The following is a 21,825-nucleotide window of genomic DNA, read 5'->3' on the forward strand; positions in this document are numbered from 1 at the left end:
GTGGATAGTCATGCGGTTTGGCAGGGTGTTTTAGGTGAGATTGAAGTAACTGTATCGTCTTCGTCGTTTACTGCGTGGTTCAAAAATACCAAATTGGAAATAATCTCCGACAAAGAAGTTCTTATAATTGCGCCGAATATTTTTGCTAGAACTCAACTTGAAAAGCGATTTCATCCACAAATATTAGAGGCCTTGGCTCACAACGGCATTAATGCCCCGTCTATTTCTTATAACGTCGAATCTAGCAATAAAAAACCGCGCGTTAATCGTGAAGTTGATAAAAGCGGACAAAAAGAACCAGCAAAGCCGCTGATTCTACCGTCGAGGAAATCTCATTCTAGCAATCTTAATCCCAGGTATACCTTTGACAACTTCATCGTTGGCTCAAGTAACGATTTGGCCTATGCTGCTTGCCAAGCGGTCGCCGCACATCCAGGAGAAAAATATAATCCGCTCTATCTTTACGGAGGCTCTGGACTTGGTAAAACTCACTTAATGCAAGCTGTTGGTAACGAGATAGTTAAAAAACAACCTTCGGCGCGAGTGCTTTACATCACTACGGAAACGTTTGTTAATGAGTTTCTGGATTCTATTCGTTTCAAGAAAAAAGGTTTTTCTGATAAATATCGCAATGTCGATGTATTGATTGTCGATGATATGCAATTTATCGCCGGGAAAGAAAAAACTCAGGACGAATTTTTCCATACATTTAACGATCTTCATCAGAACAATAAGCAAATTATCATTAGCTCAGATAAACCGCCAAAAAGTATTCCTACTCTAACCGATCGTTTGCGCAGTCGATTTGAATGGGGTATGGCAATTGATATTCAGATGCCCGATTATGAAACTCGTTGCGCTATTGTTAAAGCAAAAGCCGAACTCAGCAACACCGAACTAGATTCCGATGTCGTAGAATATCTGGCGACCAACTTTAAGACGAACATTCGCGAGCTGGAAGGCGCTTTGAATCGACTGCTTGCTTATGCGGAAATGCAGAATTTCACGCCTGATTTAGCGGCGGCTGAAGGAATTTTGGGAGATATTAAACGCAATAGACCACAACATATAACCGCCAAACAGATAATTGATAAGACGGCGCGCTATTATAATATTGACGTAAAAGATATGTGCTCATCCAGACGAGATAAATTTATCGCGATGCCAAGACAAATTGCGATGTTCCTTCTGCGTAGCGAACTGAAAATGAGTTTTCCGAAAATTGCCCAAGAGCTTGGACGAAAAGACCACACGACCGCTATGCATTCAATTGAAAAAATTACTAAAGAAAGTCTTACCAACGTCAGTATTCGCGAGCAAATTAACGACATTAAGGATAAATTATATGTTCATTAATTGTGGAAAAGCTGTGCAGATGTTGTGTTTTTGCGGCGACTTACCAACACACAGATCTGTGGAAAGAAAACGACGATGGCAAGCAGTGGAATAATACACAAATATCCACTATAAAGTCCACAAATAACACACAGAGTTTTCCACCTATTTTATCGCCATTTACCCCTGTTTGAACACATTTTTTACCCAGTTTCCACAACACCTATTACTATTAAGACTAATTAAAAATTAAGGAAAGTATAATGAAAGTATCAGTCACCCAAGAAAAACTTGCAAAAGCACTTAATCTAATCAAAGATATCGCATCAAGTCGCAATGAACTGCCGATATTGAATAATATTTTACTTCGCACTGATGGAGGAAGATTATTGATTGCTGGAACAAATTTGGAAATTGCTTCTACTCAATACATTGGTGCGAAAATTGAAGATCATGGATCTATTACAATCCCTGCCCGATTGGTGTCAGAATTCATTACAAACTTACCAAGCGGTCCGGTGGAACTTGAAACCAAAAACGAGCATTTGCATATAACTTCAGGAAAATTCTCATCAGTTATCAATGGTGTGGTGGCTGATGAATATCCTGAGCTGCCTACAATTGACGAAAAGACCGCTATGCAATATGAAATTGACGTTGAGGATCTTAAGAAAGCCATAGTCCAAACGAAGTTGGCTGTCAGCTCTGACGTTACGCGAGCAGTTCTTACGGGAGTTTATTGGCATAATTACGAAGGGTCGTTATACTTGGCTGCTACTGATGGCTACAGGCTGGCAGAAAAGCGTCTAAAAAAAGTCAGATAATGAAGTGTCGGCTATTATTCCCGCTTCTACTCTGGCGGAAGTCAGTAAAAGCGTCGGCGATGAGAAGAAAATTACGGTTCTTTTTGACGATTCTCAAGTTTGTTTTAAGACGGGAGATATGGAAATTGTTAGTCGATTAATTGACGGAAAATTCCCTGATTATCGCCAATTGATTCCAGCGACTGCTGAAACTGAGATTGTTATTAAGAAGTCTGATTTTAGTCGAGTTACGAAAATTGCGGCGTTATTCGCGCGTGAATCTGGTGGTGGAATTACAATTACCGCATCAGAGGAAAATTCCCTGCTTTCTATTCATTCGATTGCGTCTGAGCTTGGCGAGAACACCTCAGAGGCAACAGCCAAAATATCCGCAGACGGTCAAGTAACGCTTAATTCACGCTACCTAACGGAGGTTTTGAATATTATTGACGCGGATGAAATCGTATTTTCGTTCAATGGCAAATTGTCGCCGTGTGTAATTCGCGAGCAAGTAAAAAATCCTGATTATACGCACATTATTATGCCGCTTAAGAGCTAGCAGAAAACGGAGATAATCTGGAGGCTGTTTCTGATAAAATATCTTCTGGTATATCTTTGGTGTTGTATATAGTATTGATTATTTGTGGCTTAGTTTTAATCACCCATTTGTTATTTTCTTTCTTCAGAATAACAGTGTAGATATCACCGGAATTTCTATCTATAACACCGCGCTGATAACTGACTGCATACCAGTCCGCGTTATTTCCTAGGATAATTTCTTTTTGAAGTATAAAAGATGATTTTAACTCTGGATATTTGGCAAATAATACCTCTGAAATATCACTTCTATATTCGTTTATTTTACTAGACATGAATTTTTGGCTATATTCAGTTTTTATAGATATATTTTCATCCGATCCTTTTACGGTAAATTCCGTGGAATTCTCATTGATAGAGCCAGATTTAGATGACGTCTTTATTATATATTTGCCGTCTGATAACTGTATTTTAGAATTACCATTTATCGACGTAATTTCGGAAGTGCTTTTGTCTGTGTTGCGATATATTTTTGCTGACAGGTTTTCCTTGTCGAAAGTTATAGATATAGTATGTGTTGGCTGGATGAACATAATCGCTAGCAATATTAACGTTAATATTGCTAATGTAATGCTGCCAATGATAATATTTCTTCGATTCATAATTACTCCGTAAATGTATTAGCGTAGTTTCTAAATGTAATATTTAGCTTTGATGGATCAAATCCCTGCTCTTTAATCTTATTGAGAGCAGCATTTCTATATCCTTCTATAGTATCGATTTCTACGATAACTCCATTCTTATGGTTAGGGTCTGCTTTATATCCAATTGAATAAATTAAGTTTTTTATTGGTAATTTTTTAATTATAGGATTGGCGTCTTCTAGCTTTTTTTGTTCATTAGCAAGTCTGTCTGTTGTAGCTCTGTCTATTTCTGACGTTTTAGACGAAGACTGTAATTCTTTAATAGCCTTCTCTGTCGTGGGCGTGAGTGCAAAAATTATCCTTAACGGATTACCCTTCTTTACTTCGACATTAATATTCTCATCTTTAAAGCCACTTCTTGATGCTTTAAAATCGTATGTTCCTGGTTTTAAATATACGACTTGCGAGCCGATAAATTTTTGATTGCCAGTAGTAATTTCAGCCTTATCGGGTGAGGTTAGTAGGTAAACTGGAGTGGTGTCATGTCTATTTATGTAAGTTATAATGCCGTATACTAATGTACTAAGTGATGATAATAATATTAATATACTGCTAATTACTTTTTTATTCATCACTTTTTCCTAAACCAAGTTACGCTCGGTGATGTTAAACTTTCACTGCCTGCTTTTGGGGCGTATTCACACTGTGAGGCGGATGCTATATTTGAATCAAATCCTTCTATGTTACCAACATAAACAAATGTATGTCCTGGACTATGGGCGACATCTCCAGGTTTAAGGTCGGCTACGTTGATTGAGCTACCATTACCGAGAGTCTGCCAGTTAGCCTCTGCCCACGCTCTCTGTACGGCAAGTTGGACCAGCCTTACCGTTTTCGCCTCCGTAATTATAGTTCTTATCAAATCCGCTGTCGTGTAATAGTGTAGTCACAAACGCGCCACAGTCCACACCACCTCCAAAACAAGAATCTCCAGTAAATCTGTTCTCGCTTTTTGCCTTTTCTATAGCTTCTGCGTATTCAGGTTTTTTGTCTGTACGAACCTTTTTTTCTGGCCAAGCATAGCGTTTGACGTAGCTGATAAAGTCACCACCATTTGATGAAGAGCATCCTCCTCCGCTTCCGCCTGTACCATTAAATCTTTCATAGATTTTTTGAGCGGCGGTACCGCGTATATTTTTAACCTGCTCTTTTGTCATGGCTGATTTTTCAAAATCGTCATGCCAAAAAACAGTGGCGTCATCAACTGTCTTCAGGGTTTTTAATAATTCCCATGAGTTCGAAGCGGTACCAAATCCAGAAGCTGTGACCGGTCTTTCCTTTCCCTCTTGCACTAAATACTCTAATTCGAAGATTAATAGTTTGTCATTATCTTCTACTGGAATAGAATCGACCATACCCTTGTCGTTAGGCGCACCACCATATTCTTGGCTGTAATATTTTTTTAACTCAGATGGTATTTTGTTAGCTATAAGCGTTCGCCTTCCGAACGTCCACTGGGCGAGTCCCCAACCTCCAGACCCCCATCCTTGACCTACTTCGTGTCTGGTAGGACTAAATCCGGATTCTGCTTGAATATTAGCCATCACGCCAGCTGTTTGTTCGGCGCTTAATCCTGCGTTACGTAGATATCCCCAAATCTTTTCTTGGTTATCAGATCCTGACACTCCATTAGAAGATGATCCGGAACAAGTTGTTGAATCATTTTCTTTATACCAAAGAATATCGTTTGTTACATATGAATCGGGATATTCTGCCGCTAAAGATACTGGTTGTATAGTAATAGCAAAAGATATAGCAAAGCAAAGAGCGATAGACAACTTTTTATACATCAGACTGGTTCCTTTTATATTCGTTTATAATATCTGCGGGAACACCAATACTTTTTAAGGCGTCTGGGGATTTTCTATCATTAACACCTGTTATGACCGAATTATTTCTTAGAATCGCGTACGAGTCATAAGTAGATTTAATTTTCTCGCTATAAATTTCTAAAGTAACCAACTTAAATTCGCCCTGCTCTTTTACTATTGAATACTTTTTTAATTCACGGTTGCCGTAGGTGCTGGAGGTAGAATTTAGTAATTCGGTGATAACTTTTTGCTCTGAAGATTGCTCGTGAGTATTATTTTGATTACTTGGATTCTCGTTAGCGTTTTGAGATGATGACAGAACGGTAGTGTATTGATTGTTGTCAGGATTTTTAATAATAAGGAAGGTTGCCATAATACTTATTAAAAATAATACGGATGATATTAGTATAACTTTATTTTCTTTATCCATTAGACCTTCCTCGCGTACTCCCAGTGCCAAGCTTCTGATTTTTTAGTCCCTGGTTCAGCCCAAGCTGGATGCACATATCCATATTTATGAGCGTTAGCCTTTAACCACTTATACACAGAAGAATCAAATCCTCCAACATTAATGTCTACGGCTAGCCCCCAACCGTGATTTGATTGACATGGAGGGTAGTAGGCTGCTGCGGCCCCGCCTTGATATAGAGGGTTTCCAGGAGTTGCATAAGCAGCCTGTGTTGCACAATCTCGATATGCTTCATTAATGGTTAAGTCAGACCCATTATCGGCTTTGTATGCTTTATTCATTTCTTCCATGGCTGTAGCTGCTTTTTTATGCATTTTATTTTCTGGTGAAAAAGATAGAGCTTGCAATTCTGAATCTGGGATTTCTCCGTTACTATGATTACCCCATCCCGACTGAGCTTCTTCTAATTGTGGTTCGCCAATTGCCTCGCCATTGTCTGGGGCTTTAGCTGTGGTTGAAGGAGCATCTTCTTCATCATCTTCGCCATTAATTGATTGAGCGATCTGAAAGTCGATTAGTAATACTGACATTGCGGAAAGTTTTCTGTCATCGTATTGCTTAGCGGAATTTTCAGCTCCGAAAGATTGGTCAGTAATATCTTTATTTTCATTATCTTTATATGTTGGTGCGGTAGATGATGTTGTCTGTGTCGAATCTGTTGGCGCTGTACAGCCGCCGCTATTGAACCAGTATTCACCTTTTTCTGCAGCGCTACAATCTTCAATGAAATCGTAAAGAGGCGTATCCTTAACTATATATCCGCTAGTCATGAGATCGGATATGTCTGCGCCATCTGGAATGTCCATATCTTTCTGTATCCATCCTTCATCTTCGGCAATTTGAATAGCCTCCTCTACTGACATGTTTGCCTGGCTGTTGGTTATGCCAGTACACGGTAATCCTGCCATGTTCACGGCTGGATCTTCCGATGATCCGCTGCCCATAGAAAAGTCTTTTGCATATCCGCAATATTTATCAGAATACATACCGCTTGCTGCTTTTGCGGTGGATGAATAAGATAATGCCATAGAAGGTAGCCTGAGAATATTAGATAGCATTGCTACTGGAGTTTTACTATAAGTTCCATTAGCCATCATCATATTGCCCATATTATGGAATATACTACCTAAGAATGTATATCTACTGGATGTATCAAATGGACTTAATGAGGCGATATCCATTTCTTTTTGGAATTCTTCGTTCGCTATTTGGATTCCATTGAATTCTGCTAATTGGCTCATTTTAAGCCCTGGTAACATCTGCCCCATAGATCCGCTTGCAAAGAATGCTGCCGCTCCAACGCCAAGTGCATCACCCAAATCCTTATACTGAGCATTATCTGGATGAAAGCAGACTTACTGCCAATTCTTTGAGGATTTTCTTTACGGTATCGCCAACGGCATACTTAAGTAATTCTGTGGTTACTGTGGCTAATGTCTTTTTTGCAATCCACTTTGCTAATGATGTTAATCCAAAAGTAGCTGCCCCGGCAACTGCTACCTCTACTGCTATAGAGGAGTACATAGCAACTGGACTTAGTATATAATTGCACACTGGTTCGCTAGCCTCTTCGGCGAATTAAGAGAGTGGACTATAGGATTCGTAGCTACTGAATATCCAGGAATGTAGTTTTTTGCAATTCCAGGCTTGTTGTTATTTACGCCCATTGCTGCTAGTAAATACGGAGAATCCAATGCCGATCCTTCGGCGTTATCGGACCCTTTCATCTTTCCTCTTTCGGTTAGCATAGTGCCGATGGTTTCCATCGTTTCTTGAGAGAATCCACTGCCACTAGAGTCGAGTCCAGAAGCCTTAGCTTGTGAACCAGGAGATAATATTACATCCATAACTAGCCCTAATAAAGGAACTAACTGAATTGCTGCTACTCCTGATGCGATGATGTTGGGAAGTTTTAGTGCAAGGCATATTCCTGCTGCAGCGACGTATACTAGCCCGCCTTTTTTTAGTTTCTCTGTTGATTTTGTAACTCTTTCATTGATTCCACCGATAGCCTTGTCGTCGTTAAAGCCTGGTAATTTTTCTTTAAGTTTATTTGCCTTTTCTTTTACTCCGAGTTTTTTATCAATTTTTGAAATTGCACTATTTCTTTTAAGATTAAATTTATTGTAAAGCCTACTTATATGTTTTCCTGTCCAGGCGCGGAAACGCATTTTAAATAAGCCAGTTCTGCCATAGACTTTACTGGCAATTTTACGATTCTCTTTCTTCAGCAATTCGTCTTTTAATTTCGACGACTCAATAGGTTTCCCGTCGTTTAATCCTTCCACCTTCCAGTGAGTTGGATTTTTTTCTGGATAACCAGTTCTCTTCAGCTTCATTTCATTGCCATCAGCATCGACTGGAATAATTCCCGATTTCTTGAATTTCGTTAGTGCTTTATAGGACAATTTTCCTGTTCTACATCGTATTCCTTTATTATATTAGCAAATTCCTGGGCCATCTTTAGAATCCAGGAATCCGTTCATAACCTTTTTCATTCTGGATATTTTAGAGGGTGTAGCGGAGTCATTTTTCCAGGTAAAGTTTTCCATTATATTTTGCAACATTGTTGCTGGACTAAGAAATATTCCCATAATTCCACCGCCCAGTCCTAATATTCCGGCAATAGCTGCAATTGGTCCGCGTTTTTTCAGTAAAGACTTGAATGTTACTGGACTTTTCTTTTTTCCCGCAGACGGCTGATAAAAACCGTTGCCTGGAACAGAAGATTCTTGGTCATTAACGGCAGCGCTGGCGGAATCGTTTTGATTAGGATTCAAATCCGAATCTTTATTATCAAACTGAGATTCAAGGTCATTTATGACATCTCTTTCGCGATCACTTAACTCTGACCCGCTGTCAGAACCAGCCGAGATTTGATCAAACTTAGCCTGCTCAGCAGGATTTAATCTGCTGTCAGTTTCGGAATCTGTCGTATAATCAACTCGTGCCATATTTTATCGCTATTCTCCCTACACTGCTCCGTAGCCGCCGATTGGTGAATCTGACGGTTTTATTTGTTGCGATACGGGATTTGTATTGATCAAATTATATTCGGTATCGCTAGCCTGAATCTGGATGTGAACGTGATTTTGTCCAGCAAAGAATAATCCTTGCCCAACTGGGAAATTGGCTAGTCGTTTCTGCTCTTCATCTGTCAATTTAAACACTTGCGCCAAAACGTCAACGGCGCTGGCAGACTGTTTCAAAAGCAGCTGCATTGAGGAGTTGGAAACGATTGCTCGTCCCATTTTACTTCCGACGAAGTCTTCCACGTCCTGCGTGATTGTCGTTAGTCCTAATTGATATTTGCGGGCGCGCTTGGCTAATGAGAATAAGAAATTGGCAGAATCGTCATATTTCATCAATTGCCAAGCCTCGTCAACAATCAACATACGTTTCCTCTGGTCGGTACGCGTAATATTCCAGATGTGATTCAGAACAATATACATCGCCGTTGGTCGCAGTTCATCTTCCAAGTCGCGAATGTTAAAGACAACCATATTATTATTAATATCAATATTACTCTGTTGCGAGAATATTCCCGCAAACGTTCCAGAGGTAAATTTGCGAAGTCGCTGAGCCAGGCTTGGGCCAGTTCCGCCCATGTGAAGCAAGGTGTCGTATAAGTCAGAAATCGTCGGTGGCGTAGAATTGTGCGTCAATGGATCTGAAGTAATGCCGACACGCGCGTAAGTGTCGATTAATGCTTGATCAATATCAGCTTCTTCTGCTGGCGATAATCCTGCTACGACTTGCCCGCCAGCCCCTACTCCTGCGCCGCCCAGCATTTGCCTGAGTAGTCCGTGTAGCGTAACTAAGTTAGCTCGCAGTGCGTCATCTGCCTCATCAGTATCAATAACACGCGGCAAATCAAACGGATTGATCCTCGTGTCGCTACTTAAGCTCAATCGAATATAACTGCCACCAACCGCGTCGCATAGTTTTTGGTACTCGTTTTCTGGGTCGATAATCACAATATCAGCCCCGACCATCATACTTCTTAAAGCTTCCAATTTAACGGTAAATGATTTACCAGCACCAGACTTAGCGAACACGACCATATTGGCGTTTTCCAGAGAGAATCTGTCAAAAATCACCAAGCCATTATTATGCATATTAATTCCGTAAAGCACGCCCTTATTGTCCGTCAAATCGGCTGAAGTGAATGGGAAGCTGGTTGAAATTGCGCCAGTATTCATGTTGCGGCGAATCTGTAGTTCATCAGTCAATTGTGGAATAGAGCTATTCAATCCCTGCTCCTGCTGGCTGGAAGCTACTTTTGAGAACACCAATTGCTGACCAAAAATAGTTTCAATTTTATGCTGGATGAAGTTTAGCTCGTCCAAGCTGTCGGCGTAAAGCGTAATATATAAGCCATAGCGGAAGAACTTTTCGGCGCCAATCTGCAATTGATCGCGCAATTCTTCGGCGTCTTGCAAAGCCGCTTCCAAGCCTGGGTCGCGCACCTTTCCCTTTTCCATGTTTATATTCATGGTTGCTTCCAGCTGAGTAACTTTTTTGCGCAGGTTATTCAGGACAATTTGCGTATCGACTGGATAAATAAACATACTAATGTCCAGCACTTCATCGATATTAATGATTGAGCTAAGCCAGCCGGTGTAGATTTGACGAAGAAAGCCATAAACATACATTGTGCGGCCATATTTTGAGCCAAGTCGGAAATGGTCAGAATGAAGCTCAATACTACTTGGCCACTAATAAAATCACGCAAAGTTCGAACACCAGTTAAGAAGGCCTGCTCGACTTCGGCTTGTTCCCGTGCTCGTTGTTGAGCAGCAATATCAACGGCATCTAATTTCTTCTTTACCATTATGACCTTCCTCCTCTCGGTGATGGACCAGTTCCCTTAGTTACGTAAGTGGTCGTAAGCTCGCTTGGGTCAATGTCCTCTAGCGATTCACGTGACGACGTGTCGGGATTATATGAAGTGTAGAACAGCTCACCCAGTTGCCTGGTATTTAATTGCCAACTTTTTACGCCCATTTGGAATAGTCCGTTCATAACCGAATCAATGCGGTTTTTAATTTCATCTTTGGCTTTGGTGTAAGTAACTTGGTCAATTTTTGTTACGGTTGCCTCTTTTTTTCCACTGAAGAAGCTATTGAATAGTCCCTTAGTTTGCTGTTTGAAGGCATTTTCCTCGCCAGCTGGATAATATGGAACGACAACGTAAAAGCTCTTATCCATAATGTTTGCTTCTTGCGCCAGAATATCAATGAAATCCATATAATCGTCCATTAGGACGTTGAGGAGCATATTGTCTTGATTGCGGCGAATTTCAGCCAATCTGTCCAGATACGGACCAATGTCCACGCGGCGTGAACGGATAAGAACTTGAATTGGGAAATATAGAGAGTTGATAAAGTTTTGATAGCTGAACTCAATTCCCTCTCTTTCGCGTGAACTCATCAGGTCAAAGTTGATTGATTCACATTCCACTACCGCCCGAAAACTGCCATCGCTCATAATGATCATATTTTCGCGCATTTCAGAGAAAAGCAGCGTATTCTGGGTGCTAATCGGTCCTTTTTGCTTCTTGTCGTCAGGGGTTTTATCTGGAGATGGCGCGGTTGGATTTGGTCCCGAACCAATTGCCCCTGATGGCTGCTGAGGGACACCAGGAAGAGCCGCATTGGTTTGCGGAACCTGCTGATAAGATTGTTGATTTTGTAACTCTGGTTGCATAAACCCCACCTAACGTAGTGAAATCACCACTTCCTCATCTGATAATTTATTTTCTTGCTGAATTCGATTTGCCTCACGCGCAATCGTTTCAATCGAGAGGTCGCGGTTATTTGCCAGTTCTATTATAGCAGGTGACACCTCGTTTACGCTAGTTTGCGGCGTGGTTGTCGGTCGAAGTTTGAGCTGGAGTGCAGCGGCAGGCCGTTCGGACACTGGATTTAATACAGATTGACGCATCGTTGGGTACGGATTCATTTGTAGCGGTGTGGCTGGAGTAGGATTATCTGGGTGAGATGATTGAGGTGGTTGCGCGGGAGGCGGCGTAGTAGATTGTCCTGTTTGCATCTTTTGGATAACTTCTTGTCGCCTACGAACATCGGACTGATTTATCAAGTGATTGATATTTTGCGCCGTAGCACTATTTTCATCCAATATGTCGTTAGCTGCTTGTCCTTCGTTGAATAAATCGGCACGCATCGAGCTATTCGGATTATTGACGCCACGAATTGACCAACCTTGACTATCTACCAAATTCGCCAAATATGACAATCTTCGCTGAACTTCGGCTTGATCGTAATTATTGCCGTAAGTCTTCTCCCCTCGACTTTTGGCGCGATAACTTCGACCAATCTTTCAATTCCATCAGGCTGCCATAGACGCCTTTTTTGGTTTTAGCATAAAAGAAATAACTGCCGCCAAATAAACTTCCATCGGCTGATCTTTTTTAAGAGGTAAAGCCAACGCCCCAAAAAACAAAATCATCGGCACAGGAATTATTGCCAAAGGTAGCAAAATTGTACTCAAACCGTACGCAATAGCGATTCCGATAACAGCTATAATTAAGAACACAAACTGTCGGAAACTAAACGGCCCGAGCAGTTTGTCCTCCGCCTCGACATCTTGAGGAACTTTATACACCGACATACTGCTTATATTATATCAAAATATGAAGATTATAACATGTTGCGGAAAATCTCAAATTGTTCTTTGGCTGCGTCAGTTGCATTAGCTGATAACCTCTTATCGGTAAGAATTGTGTTGATAACATCCTTAATATCTTGACGTTTCTTATCAGTAATAACAGATGTAGTATTTACAGCTTCTATCAACAACTTAACGGCATCAGCATCCGTAGACGCTAAGGTCTCAGGCTTGTATTTACCACCCTGTAGCCATTCAGCGAAGTGATTCATGAGGTCTCCCCTGTTATTAATATCGCCCTTCAGCATATCATCGATGAGCTTACCTCCCATAAAGGACGCCTTATTCCTTACACCAGATTCCGCTAATGCTGAAGCTGCAGAAGAATAGAATTCTGGCGGCAATTCGCTAAGAAGCTCGGCGACTTCTGCTGCGGTACCGTATTTAATCTGCTCTTCAATTGCGGCTTCACGTACAAATATGTTATTACTATCCAGTACTGTTCCATCTGAAAGCGTCACGGAATTGCCTAAAGCTATCTTTTGTCTTTGCTCAGAGCTTAGCTTATAATGCTTCATAATCTGATGAGCTTCATCAACAGACTTGGCATATTCGCTACGGCTGGTTGCTATGGCTGAAGCTAAGGCTGCATTTGCACCAATCAAATTGCCATTTGCATCTTTGAATACATTGCCGCCAGCCTTCTCTCGAAGTTCCTTGCTGTTTATCAATTGCTCTGCAAATTCACTGTGCTGTTGACGTTGAGCGTTATTCTTAATCAGACCTGCTGTTGCAATTTCGGTTTCTAGGTCTTTAATATCTGACATAAATTGAGCTTGTTGCTGCGTCTCGCCAAGTTGAGTATGTAGCTGACACGGCTCGTAGAGCGCGATCGTAAGCTTTCCATACGTATCAGTTGGTGCGTGACCCAGCGTAGCTTCGAGGTAGCGATTGTCATCTTGTGCGGATAACAGATCTGCACGCCTGGAAGCCTGTCTGGCGTCTAAGTCTAACTTCTTATACCTGGCTGTATCTCTAAATGAATTCTCGGCATTTTTCTGTGAAGTTTCCAGATCTTTTTTGAGTGCTCTACCGTTATGATCTGCCCAACGGCGTAAACGATTTGGGTTGAATCGCGCCATATTGGGGTTAGCCAACTTCTTGTTTTTAATGGTCTCACGACGATCTTTAGCCCAGTTCTTAGTCCTGTCGTATAAGCCCTTATTCTTATCATTAACAAACCCAGCGAATTTACCTAATACTCCGCCGCTAAGTTTCAGAATTATAGGAGTTAAGGCTAATGGTATAACTTGAACTACCATTCCTAAGATTTGCATTATTCCGCCATTTGCTCCAGTGGCGTTTTGGATAATTATTATTCCAGCCAATTGTGCCCCACCGAATATTACAGCGAATGCCGGGAAAAATACTAACATCGTGAAGAATAAGTCTCGCCATTTCTTAAACCATTTTTCTGTACCAGGAAGTAAATAGCAAACGAAGGCTAAAGGTGAAATGATGATTAAGATTACAATTAAAGCTTGACGTGCTGCCATAATTAGAAGCACTAAGAGAAGTACTAGACCTATTCCCACTAATGCTGATAGTGCCAATGGTAGCAATTCTGCCCCCATAGCCACTGTTGCGACCACTCCACCAGCTAAAGCTCCGTTGGATAATATCATCACAATAACTTCTGACCATGTCCAACCTACGCCCGTATTTTCTCCTACGGTAGATATGGTATTTTTAATTCCCATGAAAGCGTCCTGAAAAGCATAGCCGGCTATGTTTGATAAATCCAGTAATACAGCACAAAACGTAAACGATAAATTGACCAACACCACCGCAATCACTAACCTAGGGAGCATTTTTTTAACGCCGTAATTGCTAATTCCTACAGAGGTCAATTGTGAGTAGATAATCACCAAAAACGCCACGATAAACGCCACGTTGCTAATGTTTCGCATAATGACCCACGCCAGATAAATTCCGCTGTTTTGGTTGGTTGTTTCTAAAGGCTTAGTTTTTAAGAACTCCTGAAGCGCGCTGTACATATAATCTATGCCATCAGCCAGCCAGTTGGAAACTGGACAGATAAACCATCCTATTCCCTGCACATCACAGGAAGTGCTGGTTGAATTTTCAGATGGCGATTCAATTGAAATAGTTGAAGTGCTGGTTTGTTCGTAGGTGTTTGGTGGCGTAAATGAATAAACCGCGTAAGTTGCGGAACTTAGTGAAGATATTTCGCTTGATGGGAAATAAATAACCTTGGTTTCTTTTTTATTCTTATCTTCATTAACATAAACAAGCGAATTATCAGGTAGGTTAAATTGTTTGATCTTTTTATCATCACTTATCTTTGTATATTTTTCTTTATTATAGGTTAAATTATGACCGCTCCATTCTGCGTCTACGGCGTAAACAGAGGTTGAGTGTGTTAAGGTATTAAGAAAAATGCCCACCAGCATCCCTGCTATCAGCAATATAAACCACTGCAGCCACTTGTTAAGAAGCTGCTTACGGGAAATTAACCACTCCATCTGAGGTTATATTAGCATTTTTGATGGAAAAAGTCAAGAGAAGAAGCTGTGTATGATTTTTTCTTGCTTAATGCCTTATGCTGTATTTATTCCCCCCCCAGAGCTGATATTGCTCTGCTGGTGATTTTGTGATGAATGTCAAGAATTATTGCCCTCCAGGTTATGCTGTGATGACTGTTGAGAGCCCCTACCCTGGCTATTTTGCGATGATTGCTGAGAATTAGAGGAAGATGTATTCTGTGGCGTATTATGTGCAACCACTCCGTGAGCACTTAATGCATCTAATATTGTTTGATTCATATTTTTCGCAGTATTTGGATTCGATATAGCAATTTCTCCTGCTTGTATAAATGCATCCTCGGCTTGCTGATTCCCGCTGCTAGTAATGGCCTTAGATAACCATTTGGTTGCTGCGCCATTTTGTACTAAGTGTTCTGCTTGTAAATTGCCATCTGCAGCGTTATCTATGGCCATATTCTTTAGATCAGTCATATTTCCAACTTCATCTTCGAGGATAGCATCCCCGAATCTATTTCCTATAATATTATTATCCTTCTTTGCGTATGCAGCTTTAATTGCTCGTTGTTTTATAGAAGTGTCTACACCTTTTAGGCTACTCAGCACCTCCATACGTTCTTCAAAACTACCATTAGCCATAATATGATCAACAGCAGCCGCACGCAGAGCTTGTGAGGCTGTTGTGTTTGTACCGTTAGCTATATCGGATATATCGTCAGATGTCATACCTTGCAACATTGTGGATGCATTTTCAACGTCACTTTCGAACGCTTTATCTACAGCTGCGCGGGCGCGTGCTCCACCTTTATCCCAGCCCATGAATCGACCGATTGGACTGTTGTCCCTCCACGTCGCAAATTTACCCGTTCGCATGCTTGCGCGTTTTCTATCCATGAAGTCTGAGTATTTTCTTTTTGTATCACCAATAACAGAATTGTCAACACGTCTTTTCGCTACGCCCTTTACATTTCCAGCGAATCGACCGTGTGCATTGGCACTCATTTTTCCTATCTTTGCACCAATACTGCCCAATGAATTTAAAGAACTCTGTAATACGAAGGGTGTGGCACCTAATGGTAAAATAGACGCTGCTAAGGCTGCAAATTGCATAGTCTCCTTCGGATTATTTGGATCATCTGTAGCTGATGCTGCCAATACCGCACCAGCCAACTTTCCAGCTCCGTATAGAAGAGATATTACAGGAAATACTAACAATAACCCTCTGAACATTGATATCCATTTTTTGAATAAGTTTTCAGTGTTTGGTAGAAGCCATGCAGCAAATGCTAATGGAGATATTGCTATTAATAATATAATAGCAGCTTGTCGAACAATTAATATAACCAGCACGACGAGTAAAGCCAAAAGTAGAGCCATGATAGTAGGTATACTTACAGCAAGAAATAGGAACAAACCTACTCCAGCTAGAGCTAAGCCCCCAAACGATAAAAGTGGAGAAACTACCAACCGCTGCTGATTGGGTACCGACTCCTGATGCAGCCCCCTCCAGAACTCCTTTAAGAGAAAAACCGAGGATATTAGACAAGTCTACAGCCAATTGACAGAGATAAAAAGATAAGTTTACGAGCAAAGCTCCTATTATCAACCGTAGCAGAATATTCTTAATTCCATAATTACTGACGCCAACATTACTTATTTGGGAAAATATCACCCACAGGAATATTACGGCAAATACAGCATTTGCAATATCTCGGAAGAAACCCCAAGCTTGTCCTAATCCCCCGCATGTTGAATCATTCCTTAAAGATCTCTGGATCAATAGATAAAAAATAAGATATTGCAGAATAAGAAGAATCACCAAGACTGCCAGCAAAACTCATTAAAGGACAAACAAGCCATCCCACACCGTCGACGCCACACGAATTTTTCGCTTCATCTTTCTTCTGGCTTAGTAAATTATTTTCTGCCTTTTTAGCTGAGCTGGCACGTCCATCTCTTTAATGTTATCCCAGGCTATAGCTGTCATATTTTGTGTGACTTGATCTTTATGCCTGATCTTGAGCTAACACAGTCGGTGAAATATTGATTCTTGGCACTAGATCAGTATCTCCGTATTTGAAGGATACAGCTTCTTCAGCTTCAACTATACAAATCCCTGGTAATTTCTTTGCGACAGCTTTTTTGTGCATTTGATCGCAACTGATACTTCCGCTAATAGTTGCGCATCCAGCCTCGAGTTTTTCGCTGTCCGACAACCCATATACCAAGTACTATTGGTAATCTTCGGTTTTTAGAACTTCCTCTAGATTGGGCATATTTACTTGATTAGTGACAACCTCTATTGAGAACCTTTTTCTGGCATTTCCTCTTTGATAATTTCACACACCTACCCTGTGAATAGGGTCCTTCCTTAGGTGTTGATCCCTGTACTTCTCGTGATTCAGCTTTATATCCACTATCACATTTAAGTCTGTCATAGCTCACTCTATGGTTACTTTTACTACTATAACACCACCACCATCCATCATCTTTACTTTCTTCACCTTGAGGGGTTTTCTTGTAATTACCATATTCAGTATTACAGATAACGGCACCTCCTTTAATAGGTTTGGAGGTTGCGTCATCCGCATATGCAACTAAAATTGGCTGCAAAATTATAAAAGCTAGCGATGCAAATAAAATAATCAGCAGTGGTTTTATAGGATTATAGTAAAAATACCGCATATGCTTGCATTATAGCATATGCGGTATTGTCATGGTAAGATTAGTGACCCTAAGACCACCATGCTTTTTTTTCTACACCGAATGTTATCTCGTTAAGTTCAATCAGATGTTGAATGTTCGACGTATTAACTTCTACGGACATATTAATAGGACTGGCTTCGAAGTCCTTATTATTTGATGGCACAGTTATGGTTGCTCCACTTGCCTCAAATCTAACAACTGAATCTTTCGTTCCTTTAGAATTATTGACTGCGATAGGTTGTTTACTTACTCTCAGTATTTCAGTGTAGTCATAATAAAGCGATCGCTGTTCAACGGTACAGAGTTCCTTTTTGCATGTAGGAGATGTTGGGTTTGAAGCTGCCCAAAGCTTTCTTATTGCTTCTTTGAATTTTTCTAATTCTTCAGTCTTTTCCGGATTAAACATAGCCGTAGCTAGATTCATTGCCCTTGTGTAGTTTGCGTCATCAGAATGATCAACACTAAGCATTTGAATTAGTCGGATTATTCTCAATGCACTCCAAGCTGTTTTCTTTGTTACTGGATCAAAAACAGGCTCTTCACCGTTATCATAGTTATTTCTAATAAACTGATCTAAAATTCCTACCAAGTCTTCTCTAGAGGCATTCTTGTCGTCTAAGATACTCAGATCAATACCTTCGTAATTCCAGTCTTTTAGGGGTTTTAGCATTTCTTCAACATCAGTCTTTCTTGAGGCTGGTGTTTTATCTGGCGACAACTCTGGTGCTGGACTCTGAGTTTCTTGCGCTGTAGATGTTGTGATGTCTGGAGTTGGTTCGCTGTGAGTCTCTCTATTACATCCCGCCACTCCAAATGCAAGTGCTGCCGTGCCAATTAGTGCCATTATTTTTTTTGGTAGTTCTGAACCGCTTGGGTTATTAAGCTTATTAGGGTTATAAACCATAACGCTTGGGGTCCTTTCTCTGACATTGTCAGGTATTTTATTGTAAAACTCCTTAGACTTCCCAGTCCAATTGGCGATATCATAACATAAATTGCACATAAATGCAATAAATACAGAATATTTTCATAAAAAAACACCCTGTCGAGGGGTGAAAATATCTGTGGCGCGCTCGACCGGATTCGAACCGGCGATCTCCTCCGTGACAGGGAGGCGTGATAGGCCAACTTCACTACGAGCGCATATCAATATCCCTTATATTATCAGATTACTTCTGTCTTTTCAAGGAAAATGTTTGCTTTTTTCGCTTGACTATTTTACAATTTAGGTATAAGAGAAAATTTTATGACAAAAAGAAATATTGTAATCAGTATATTCATCGCAACAGTAATCGCAGGAAGTGTTTTTATACCCAGAATAGCTTTAGCTACCAGCTGTGGCGGCGCGGAAACTTCTGTTATTTCTTGTGAAGGCGAAGGTAGCACGGCAATTATCAACATAATCAAGCAAGTTATTAAGATCTTAACCGCTGGTATTGGAGTTGCGGCGGTTGGTGCTGTTATATACGGGGCATTCTTATATACCACTTCTGAGGGTAGTCCAGATAAGATAAAAAAAGCGCGTGAAGTTTGGACGAATACTGTCATTGGGATAATAATGTTTGCATTTATGGTGGCAATTACCAACTTTATTATTCCAGGAGGAGTTTTCGATTAATGAAGAAGATTATAATAGCTATGTCTTTAATTGATTATGGGGTCGTTTGGGGCGAGTGTAACTTTCCCGAATACTTCTTTTGCGGACGATAACGATGCGTGTTCTAATAAGGGAAAAATTTTAACGTTAAAACCATGGTATAGCGGTTTAACTAATAATGACTGTTCCCTTAGAAGTCCAGGCGCAGATGCTAATTCTCAAGCTAACTATATTTGGAAAATCGCACTTAATATCGTTGATGATTTGCTGCAGCTTATCGGCTACACGACTATTGGATATATCATGTACGGTGGTTTCTTGATGATGACCAGTAACGGAGCTCCAGATAAGGCTGCTCATGGACGAAAAACTATTATGAGTGCCGCGATTGGCTTGGTTATTGCCCTAGCTTCTGTTGCGGTTGGTTAACTTTATATCATCAAAGATAGGGGTATAAAATGAGATATATGGAATTTTTTGCTGGATTATTAGGGAGAGCCAGATGCTCTTGGTGTGCCGAGAATAATGGTGTAGATATTATGAAGTTTGTTAATTTCGCATTTTGGGTGGCTGGTGTCGTAGCTGTTATTGTGGTGATTATTGCTGGAATAAACTATTCCCTGTCCTCTGGCGATCCGTCCAAAACTGCCAGCGCAAAGAATGCTATTCTATATTCAGTCATTGGTTTGGTTATTATTGCTAGTGCGATTGCTATAACAGGTTATATTATAGGAAAGGTTTAAGATGAAGATTTTTACAAAAATCCTGACCGCTGGAATACTAATGATTGGGCTCCTTGGAGTGTTTACTCCAGCGGTATCTGCAGCTAACGGTATTAATATTTGCTCAGGAAATGAAAAATAACTCTGTCTATTGTAAAAATAAAGACACTGGCGAAACTCAAGTGAACGGTATTATAAAAACTATCGTTGAAGTTCTACTTACGGCCGTTGGTGCTATTTCGATTATTATGATAGTTATTGGTGGTATTATGTTTGCACTTTCCAGTGGTGACGCCCAGAAAGCCGCAAAAGCCAGGAATACTGTTTTATATGCGGTAGTTGGCTTGGCAGTGTCATTATTCGCATCAGCAATTGTCAATTTTGTATTTAATAGGTTTAATTAGGAGAAAATATGAAAAAATCAATAATATCAATAGCAATTATGACCTGTGCGGTGTTTGGGGTGTCAGTTTTATCTACCACTTCCCTGTCGGGCAGTGTTTCTGCCCAGGTATCTAAAGGAATTGATACGGCTACAACATCGGAAATGAAAGGTAAAAGTATTGACGGTGATGGCGGTCTAATAAAAACAGTAGTTAATGTTTTACTTTGGGCTGTGGGTATTTTGTCTGTTATTATGATTATTTTTAGTGGTTTTCGCTATATTACTTCATCTGGCGACGCATCAAAGACAAAATCTGCTCAGAATACGCTCATTTATTCAGTAGTTGGATTAATTGTGGCTATCATGGCATGGGCGATTGTCAATATGGTTATAAATCGACTATAATAAATCCATAATTAGTTTTGCAAATAACAGATAAAAATGTATAATAGTAATATCATTAAACAAGGAGAAAATAACAATGAATAAATTAAAATTAATCTTGGCGGGACTACTGGTAGTACCAACTGTTGCTTTGGCTGTAGCTCCAGCTGCAAGCGCTGAAGGAGACTTTACCCTAAATAGTGGTGTAAACAGCGCAAAAGGAGATGGTGTAAATGAAACCACTTCAGACCCTCAAAGCTTTGGTTAAGCAGTTTGTAAATATATTCTTGTTTGCTGTTGGTGCATTGAGCGTTATTATGCTTATCTGGGGTGGTATCCGCTACACCACTTCAGCTGGTGATAGCAATAAGGTTCAGGCAGCTAAGAACACAGTTTTGTACGCAATTGTCGGTTTGGTGGTTGCAATTTTGGCATACGCAATCGTCAATATGGTTATCGATAAGTTTACATCAGGATCATAATCCTTCCCAGTGATAAAAAAGAGCCTCGCTGATGAGGTTCTTTTTTTATGGCTAAAAAAATACCGCCAACTTGTGACGGTATTTTCTGTGAAATGGTTTTTACAGAACTTGAATCTTCTTTGCTCTTTTCTTGCTTTATCTTTTCAAAAGTAATTGTCAAAACGCCATCTTTTAATTCTGCCTTAACGCCTTCTTCATTCACAGCGGTTGGCAATGCTAATGTACGACTGAATTCGCCCCAGTAGCATTCTTGGATGTGCCATTGGCGAACATCTGCTTCGTCGCCGCTAGACAGTGTGCCGCTAATTGTTAAGATGCCGTCAGAAATGCTTACGTCTAGGTCGTTTCGATCTACGCCGGCAGTACGAGCTTTGATAACTAGGTTATTTTCTGTCTCAAAAACGTCAACAGCCAATTGACCCATTGCATCATCAGCCTCATCTTCCCAGTTGTCATCGGATCGTGTTGCTGGTGTACTGTTGCTTCTACTATTGTCGTCGTTAAAACCAGGTAGCAGATCGTCGTTATCATCATCAATAAACGCCGCTGCCAATTCCTGTTCTGTTAGTAATGTATCATCTTGCTTTCGGGCCATAATTTCCTCCACTTTTATAATAGGCTCATTGACAAAGTCTTTATTAGTATAACTGTAATGTGCGTTATAATCAACAGAGAAAGGCTTAAAACGTAAAAATT

The 21,825-nt window shown here is 40.5% G+C and carries 27 protein-coding genes and 1 tRNA gene; 10 read left to right on the forward strand and 18 right to left on the reverse strand.

Annotated elements, in window-relative coordinates:
- From dnaA to KOY49_RS00015, 3 genes are all read left to right on the forward strand, one after another.
- Window positions 1–1,356: a chromosomal replication initiator protein DnaA gene (gene dnaA, locus KOY49_RS00005; RefSeq protein ID WP_129631953.1), complete on the forward strand. Its 1,356-nt coding sequence runs from the start codon at window positions 1–3 to the stop codon at window positions 1,354–1,356.
- Window positions 1,357–1,598: 242 nt separating this feature from the next.
- A complete protein-coding gene (gene dnaN, locus KOY49_RS00010; RefSeq protein ID WP_269802152.1) occupies window positions 1,599–2,159 on the forward strand; it encodes a DNA polymerase III subunit beta in 561 nt (186 codons plus the stop codon).
- Window positions 2,160–2,163: 4 nt separating this feature from the next.
- The gene (locus KOY49_RS00015; RefSeq protein WP_269802153.1) at window positions 2,164–2,697 is read left to right on the forward strand and encodes a DNA polymerase III subunit beta family protein; all 534 of its coding nucleotides are present in this window, start codon (window positions 2,164–2,166) and stop codon (window positions 2,695–2,697) included.
- Here the strand turns inward: KOY49_RS00015 and KOY49_RS00020 are convergent.
- The 17 genes from KOY49_RS00020 to KOY49_RS00105 all read right to left on the reverse strand — a co-directional run bounded on the left by KOY49_RS00020 (window position 2,687) and on the right by KOY49_RS00105 (window position 18,702).
- Window positions 2,687–3,337, reverse strand: a complete 651-nt coding sequence (locus tag KOY49_RS00020; RefSeq protein ID WP_232736204.1) for a hypothetical protein — start codon at window positions 3,335–3,337, stop codon at window positions 2,687–2,689. The two genes, KOY49_RS00015 and KOY49_RS00020, sit on opposite strands and share 11 nt — an antisense overlap.
- 2 nt (window positions 3,338–3,339) lie before the next feature.
- Complete coding sequence (locus KOY49_RS00025; protein WP_232736205.1) at window positions 3,340–3,951, reverse strand: hypothetical protein; 612 nt, start codon at window positions 3,949–3,951, stop codon at window positions 3,340–3,342.
- Window positions 3,952–4,161: 210 nt separating this feature from the next.
- Window positions 4,162–5,169: a phage tail tip lysozyme gene (locus KOY49_RS00030; RefSeq protein WP_232736206.1), complete on the reverse strand. Its 1,008-nt coding sequence runs from the start codon at window positions 5,167–5,169 to the stop codon at window positions 4,162–4,164.
- Window positions 5,162–5,620, reverse strand: coding sequence for a hypothetical protein (locus tag KOY49_RS00035; RefSeq protein ID WP_232736207.1), 459 nt, complete (start codon window positions 5,618–5,620; stop codon window positions 5,162–5,164). Before KOY49_RS00035 ends, KOY49_RS00030 begins: the two co-directional genes overlap by 8 nt.
- Complete coding sequence (locus KOY49_RS00040; RefSeq protein ID WP_232736208.1) at window positions 5,620–6,978, reverse strand: M15 family metallopeptidase; 1,359 nt, start codon at window positions 6,976–6,978, stop codon at window positions 5,620–5,622. Before KOY49_RS00040 ends, KOY49_RS00035 begins: the two co-directional genes overlap by 1 nt.
- Before the next feature lie 216 nt (window positions 6,979–7,194).
- A complete protein-coding gene (locus KOY49_RS00045) occupies window positions 7,195–8,067 on the reverse strand; it encodes a hypothetical protein (protein WP_232736209.1) in 873 nt (290 codons plus the stop codon).
- A 33-nt stretch (window positions 8,068–8,100) separates the two neighbouring features.
- Window positions 8,101–8,613, reverse strand: a complete 513-nt coding sequence (locus KOY49_RS00050; protein WP_232736210.1) for a hypothetical protein — start codon at window positions 8,611–8,613, stop codon at window positions 8,101–8,103.
- Between the two features lie 18 nt (window positions 8,614–8,631).
- The gene (locus KOY49_RS00055; protein ID WP_376787522.1) at window positions 8,632–10,314 is read right to left on the reverse strand and encodes a VirB4-like conjugal transfer ATPase, CD1110 family; all 1,683 of its coding nucleotides are present in this window, start codon (window positions 10,312–10,314) and stop codon (window positions 8,632–8,634) included.
- A gap of 178 nt (window positions 10,315–10,492) precedes the next feature.
- Window positions 10,493–11,368 carry a TraC-like domain-containing protein gene (locus tag KOY49_RS00065; protein WP_232736213.1) on the reverse strand — a complete coding sequence of 292 codons (876 nt, stop codon included), beginning with the start codon at window positions 11,366–11,368 and terminating at the stop codon, window positions 10,493–10,495.
- Window positions 11,369–11,377: 9 nt separating this feature from the next.
- Complete coding sequence (locus KOY49_RS00070) at window positions 11,378–11,899, reverse strand: hypothetical protein (protein ID WP_232736214.1); 522 nt, start codon at window positions 11,897–11,899, stop codon at window positions 11,378–11,380.
- Window positions 11,900–12,010: 111 nt separating this feature from the next.
- Window positions 12,011–12,292 (reverse strand): PrgI family protein, encoded by a 282-nt coding sequence (locus KOY49_RS00075; RefSeq protein ID WP_232736215.1) that lies wholly within the window; start codon window positions 12,290–12,292, stop codon window positions 12,011–12,013.
- Window positions 12,293–12,321: 29 nt separating this feature from the next.
- Window positions 12,322–14,763, reverse strand: coding sequence for a TrbL/VirB6 family protein (locus KOY49_RS00080; RefSeq protein WP_232736216.1), 2,442 nt, complete (start codon window positions 14,761–14,763; stop codon window positions 12,322–12,324).
- A gap of 210 nt (window positions 14,764–14,973) precedes the next feature.
- On the reverse strand, window positions 14,974–16,320 hold the full coding sequence (locus KOY49_RS00085) for a TrbL/VirB6 family protein (RefSeq protein WP_232736217.1): 1,347 nt from the start codon (window positions 16,318–16,320) through the stop codon (window positions 14,974–14,976).
- A gap of 539 nt (window positions 16,321–16,859) precedes the next feature.
- Window positions 16,860–17,069, reverse strand: a complete 210-nt coding sequence (locus KOY49_RS00090) for a hypothetical protein (RefSeq protein ID WP_232736218.1) — start codon at window positions 17,067–17,069, stop codon at window positions 16,860–16,862.
- 70 nt (window positions 17,070–17,139) lie between these two features.
- Entirely contained in the window at window positions 17,140–17,538 is a 399-nt protein-coding gene (locus KOY49_RS00095; RefSeq protein ID WP_232736219.1) for a hypothetical protein, read from the reverse strand.
- A 49-nt stretch (window positions 17,539–17,587) separates the two neighbouring features.
- Window positions 17,588–18,562, reverse strand: coding sequence for a hypothetical protein (locus tag KOY49_RS00100; protein ID WP_232736220.1), 975 nt, complete (start codon window positions 18,560–18,562; stop codon window positions 17,588–17,590).
- A gap of 62 nt (window positions 18,563–18,624) precedes the next feature.
- A tRNA-Asp gene (locus tag KOY49_RS00105) sits at window positions 18,625–18,702 on the reverse strand.
- 103 nt (window positions 18,703–18,805) lie between these two features.
- Here KOY49_RS00105 and KOY49_RS00110 point away from each other — a divergent pair.
- From KOY49_RS00110 to KOY49_RS00140, 7 genes are all read left to right on the forward strand, one after another.
- Complete coding sequence (locus KOY49_RS00110; RefSeq protein WP_232736221.1) at window positions 18,806–19,177, forward strand: hypothetical protein; 372 nt, start codon at window positions 18,806–18,808, stop codon at window positions 19,175–19,177.
- Between the two features lie 36 nt (window positions 19,178–19,213).
- Window positions 19,214–19,585 carry a pilin gene (locus KOY49_RS00115; RefSeq protein WP_232736222.1) on the forward strand — a complete coding sequence of 124 codons (372 nt, stop codon included), beginning with the start codon at window positions 19,214–19,216 and terminating at the stop codon, window positions 19,583–19,585.
- A gap of 38 nt (window positions 19,586–19,623) precedes the next feature.
- The gene (locus KOY49_RS00120) at window positions 19,624–19,899 is read left to right on the forward strand and encodes a hypothetical protein (RefSeq protein ID WP_232736223.1); all 276 of its coding nucleotides are present in this window, start codon (window positions 19,624–19,626) and stop codon (window positions 19,897–19,899) included.
- 110 nt (window positions 19,900–20,009) lie between these two features.
- On the forward strand, window positions 20,010–20,282 hold the full coding sequence (locus KOY49_RS00125) for a DUF6112 family protein (RefSeq protein ID WP_232736224.1): 273 nt from the start codon (window positions 20,010–20,012) through the stop codon (window positions 20,280–20,282).
- A gap of 8 nt (window positions 20,283–20,290) precedes the next feature.
- Window positions 20,291–20,668: an Mbov_0395 family pilin-like conjugal transfer protein gene (locus tag KOY49_RS00130; protein WP_232736225.1), complete on the forward strand. Its 378-nt coding sequence runs from the start codon at window positions 20,291–20,293 to the stop codon at window positions 20,666–20,668.
- 76 nt (window positions 20,669–20,744) lie between these two features.
- Entirely contained in the window at window positions 20,745–20,915 is a 171-nt protein-coding gene (locus tag KOY49_RS00135; RefSeq protein WP_232736226.1) for a hypothetical protein, read from the forward strand.
- Window positions 20,881–21,129: a pilin gene (locus KOY49_RS00140; protein WP_232736227.1), complete on the forward strand. Its 249-nt coding sequence runs from the start codon at window positions 20,881–20,883 to the stop codon at window positions 21,127–21,129. Before KOY49_RS00135 ends, KOY49_RS00140 begins: the two co-directional genes overlap by 35 nt.
- Here KOY49_RS00140 and KOY49_RS00145 read toward each other — a convergent pair.
- Complete coding sequence (locus tag KOY49_RS00145; RefSeq protein ID WP_232736228.1) at window positions 21,113–21,724, reverse strand: Hsp20/alpha crystallin family protein; 612 nt, start codon at window positions 21,722–21,724, stop codon at window positions 21,113–21,115. The two genes, KOY49_RS00140 and KOY49_RS00145, sit on opposite strands and share 17 nt — an antisense overlap.
- Between the last annotated feature and the right edge of the window lie 101 nt (window positions 21,725–21,825).

Source organism: Candidatus Minimicrobia vallesae, assembly GCF_018866205.1.
Classification (GTDB): domain Bacteria; phylum Patescibacteriota; class Saccharimonadia; order Saccharimonadales; family Saccharimonadaceae; genus Nanosynbacter; species Nanosynbacter vallesae.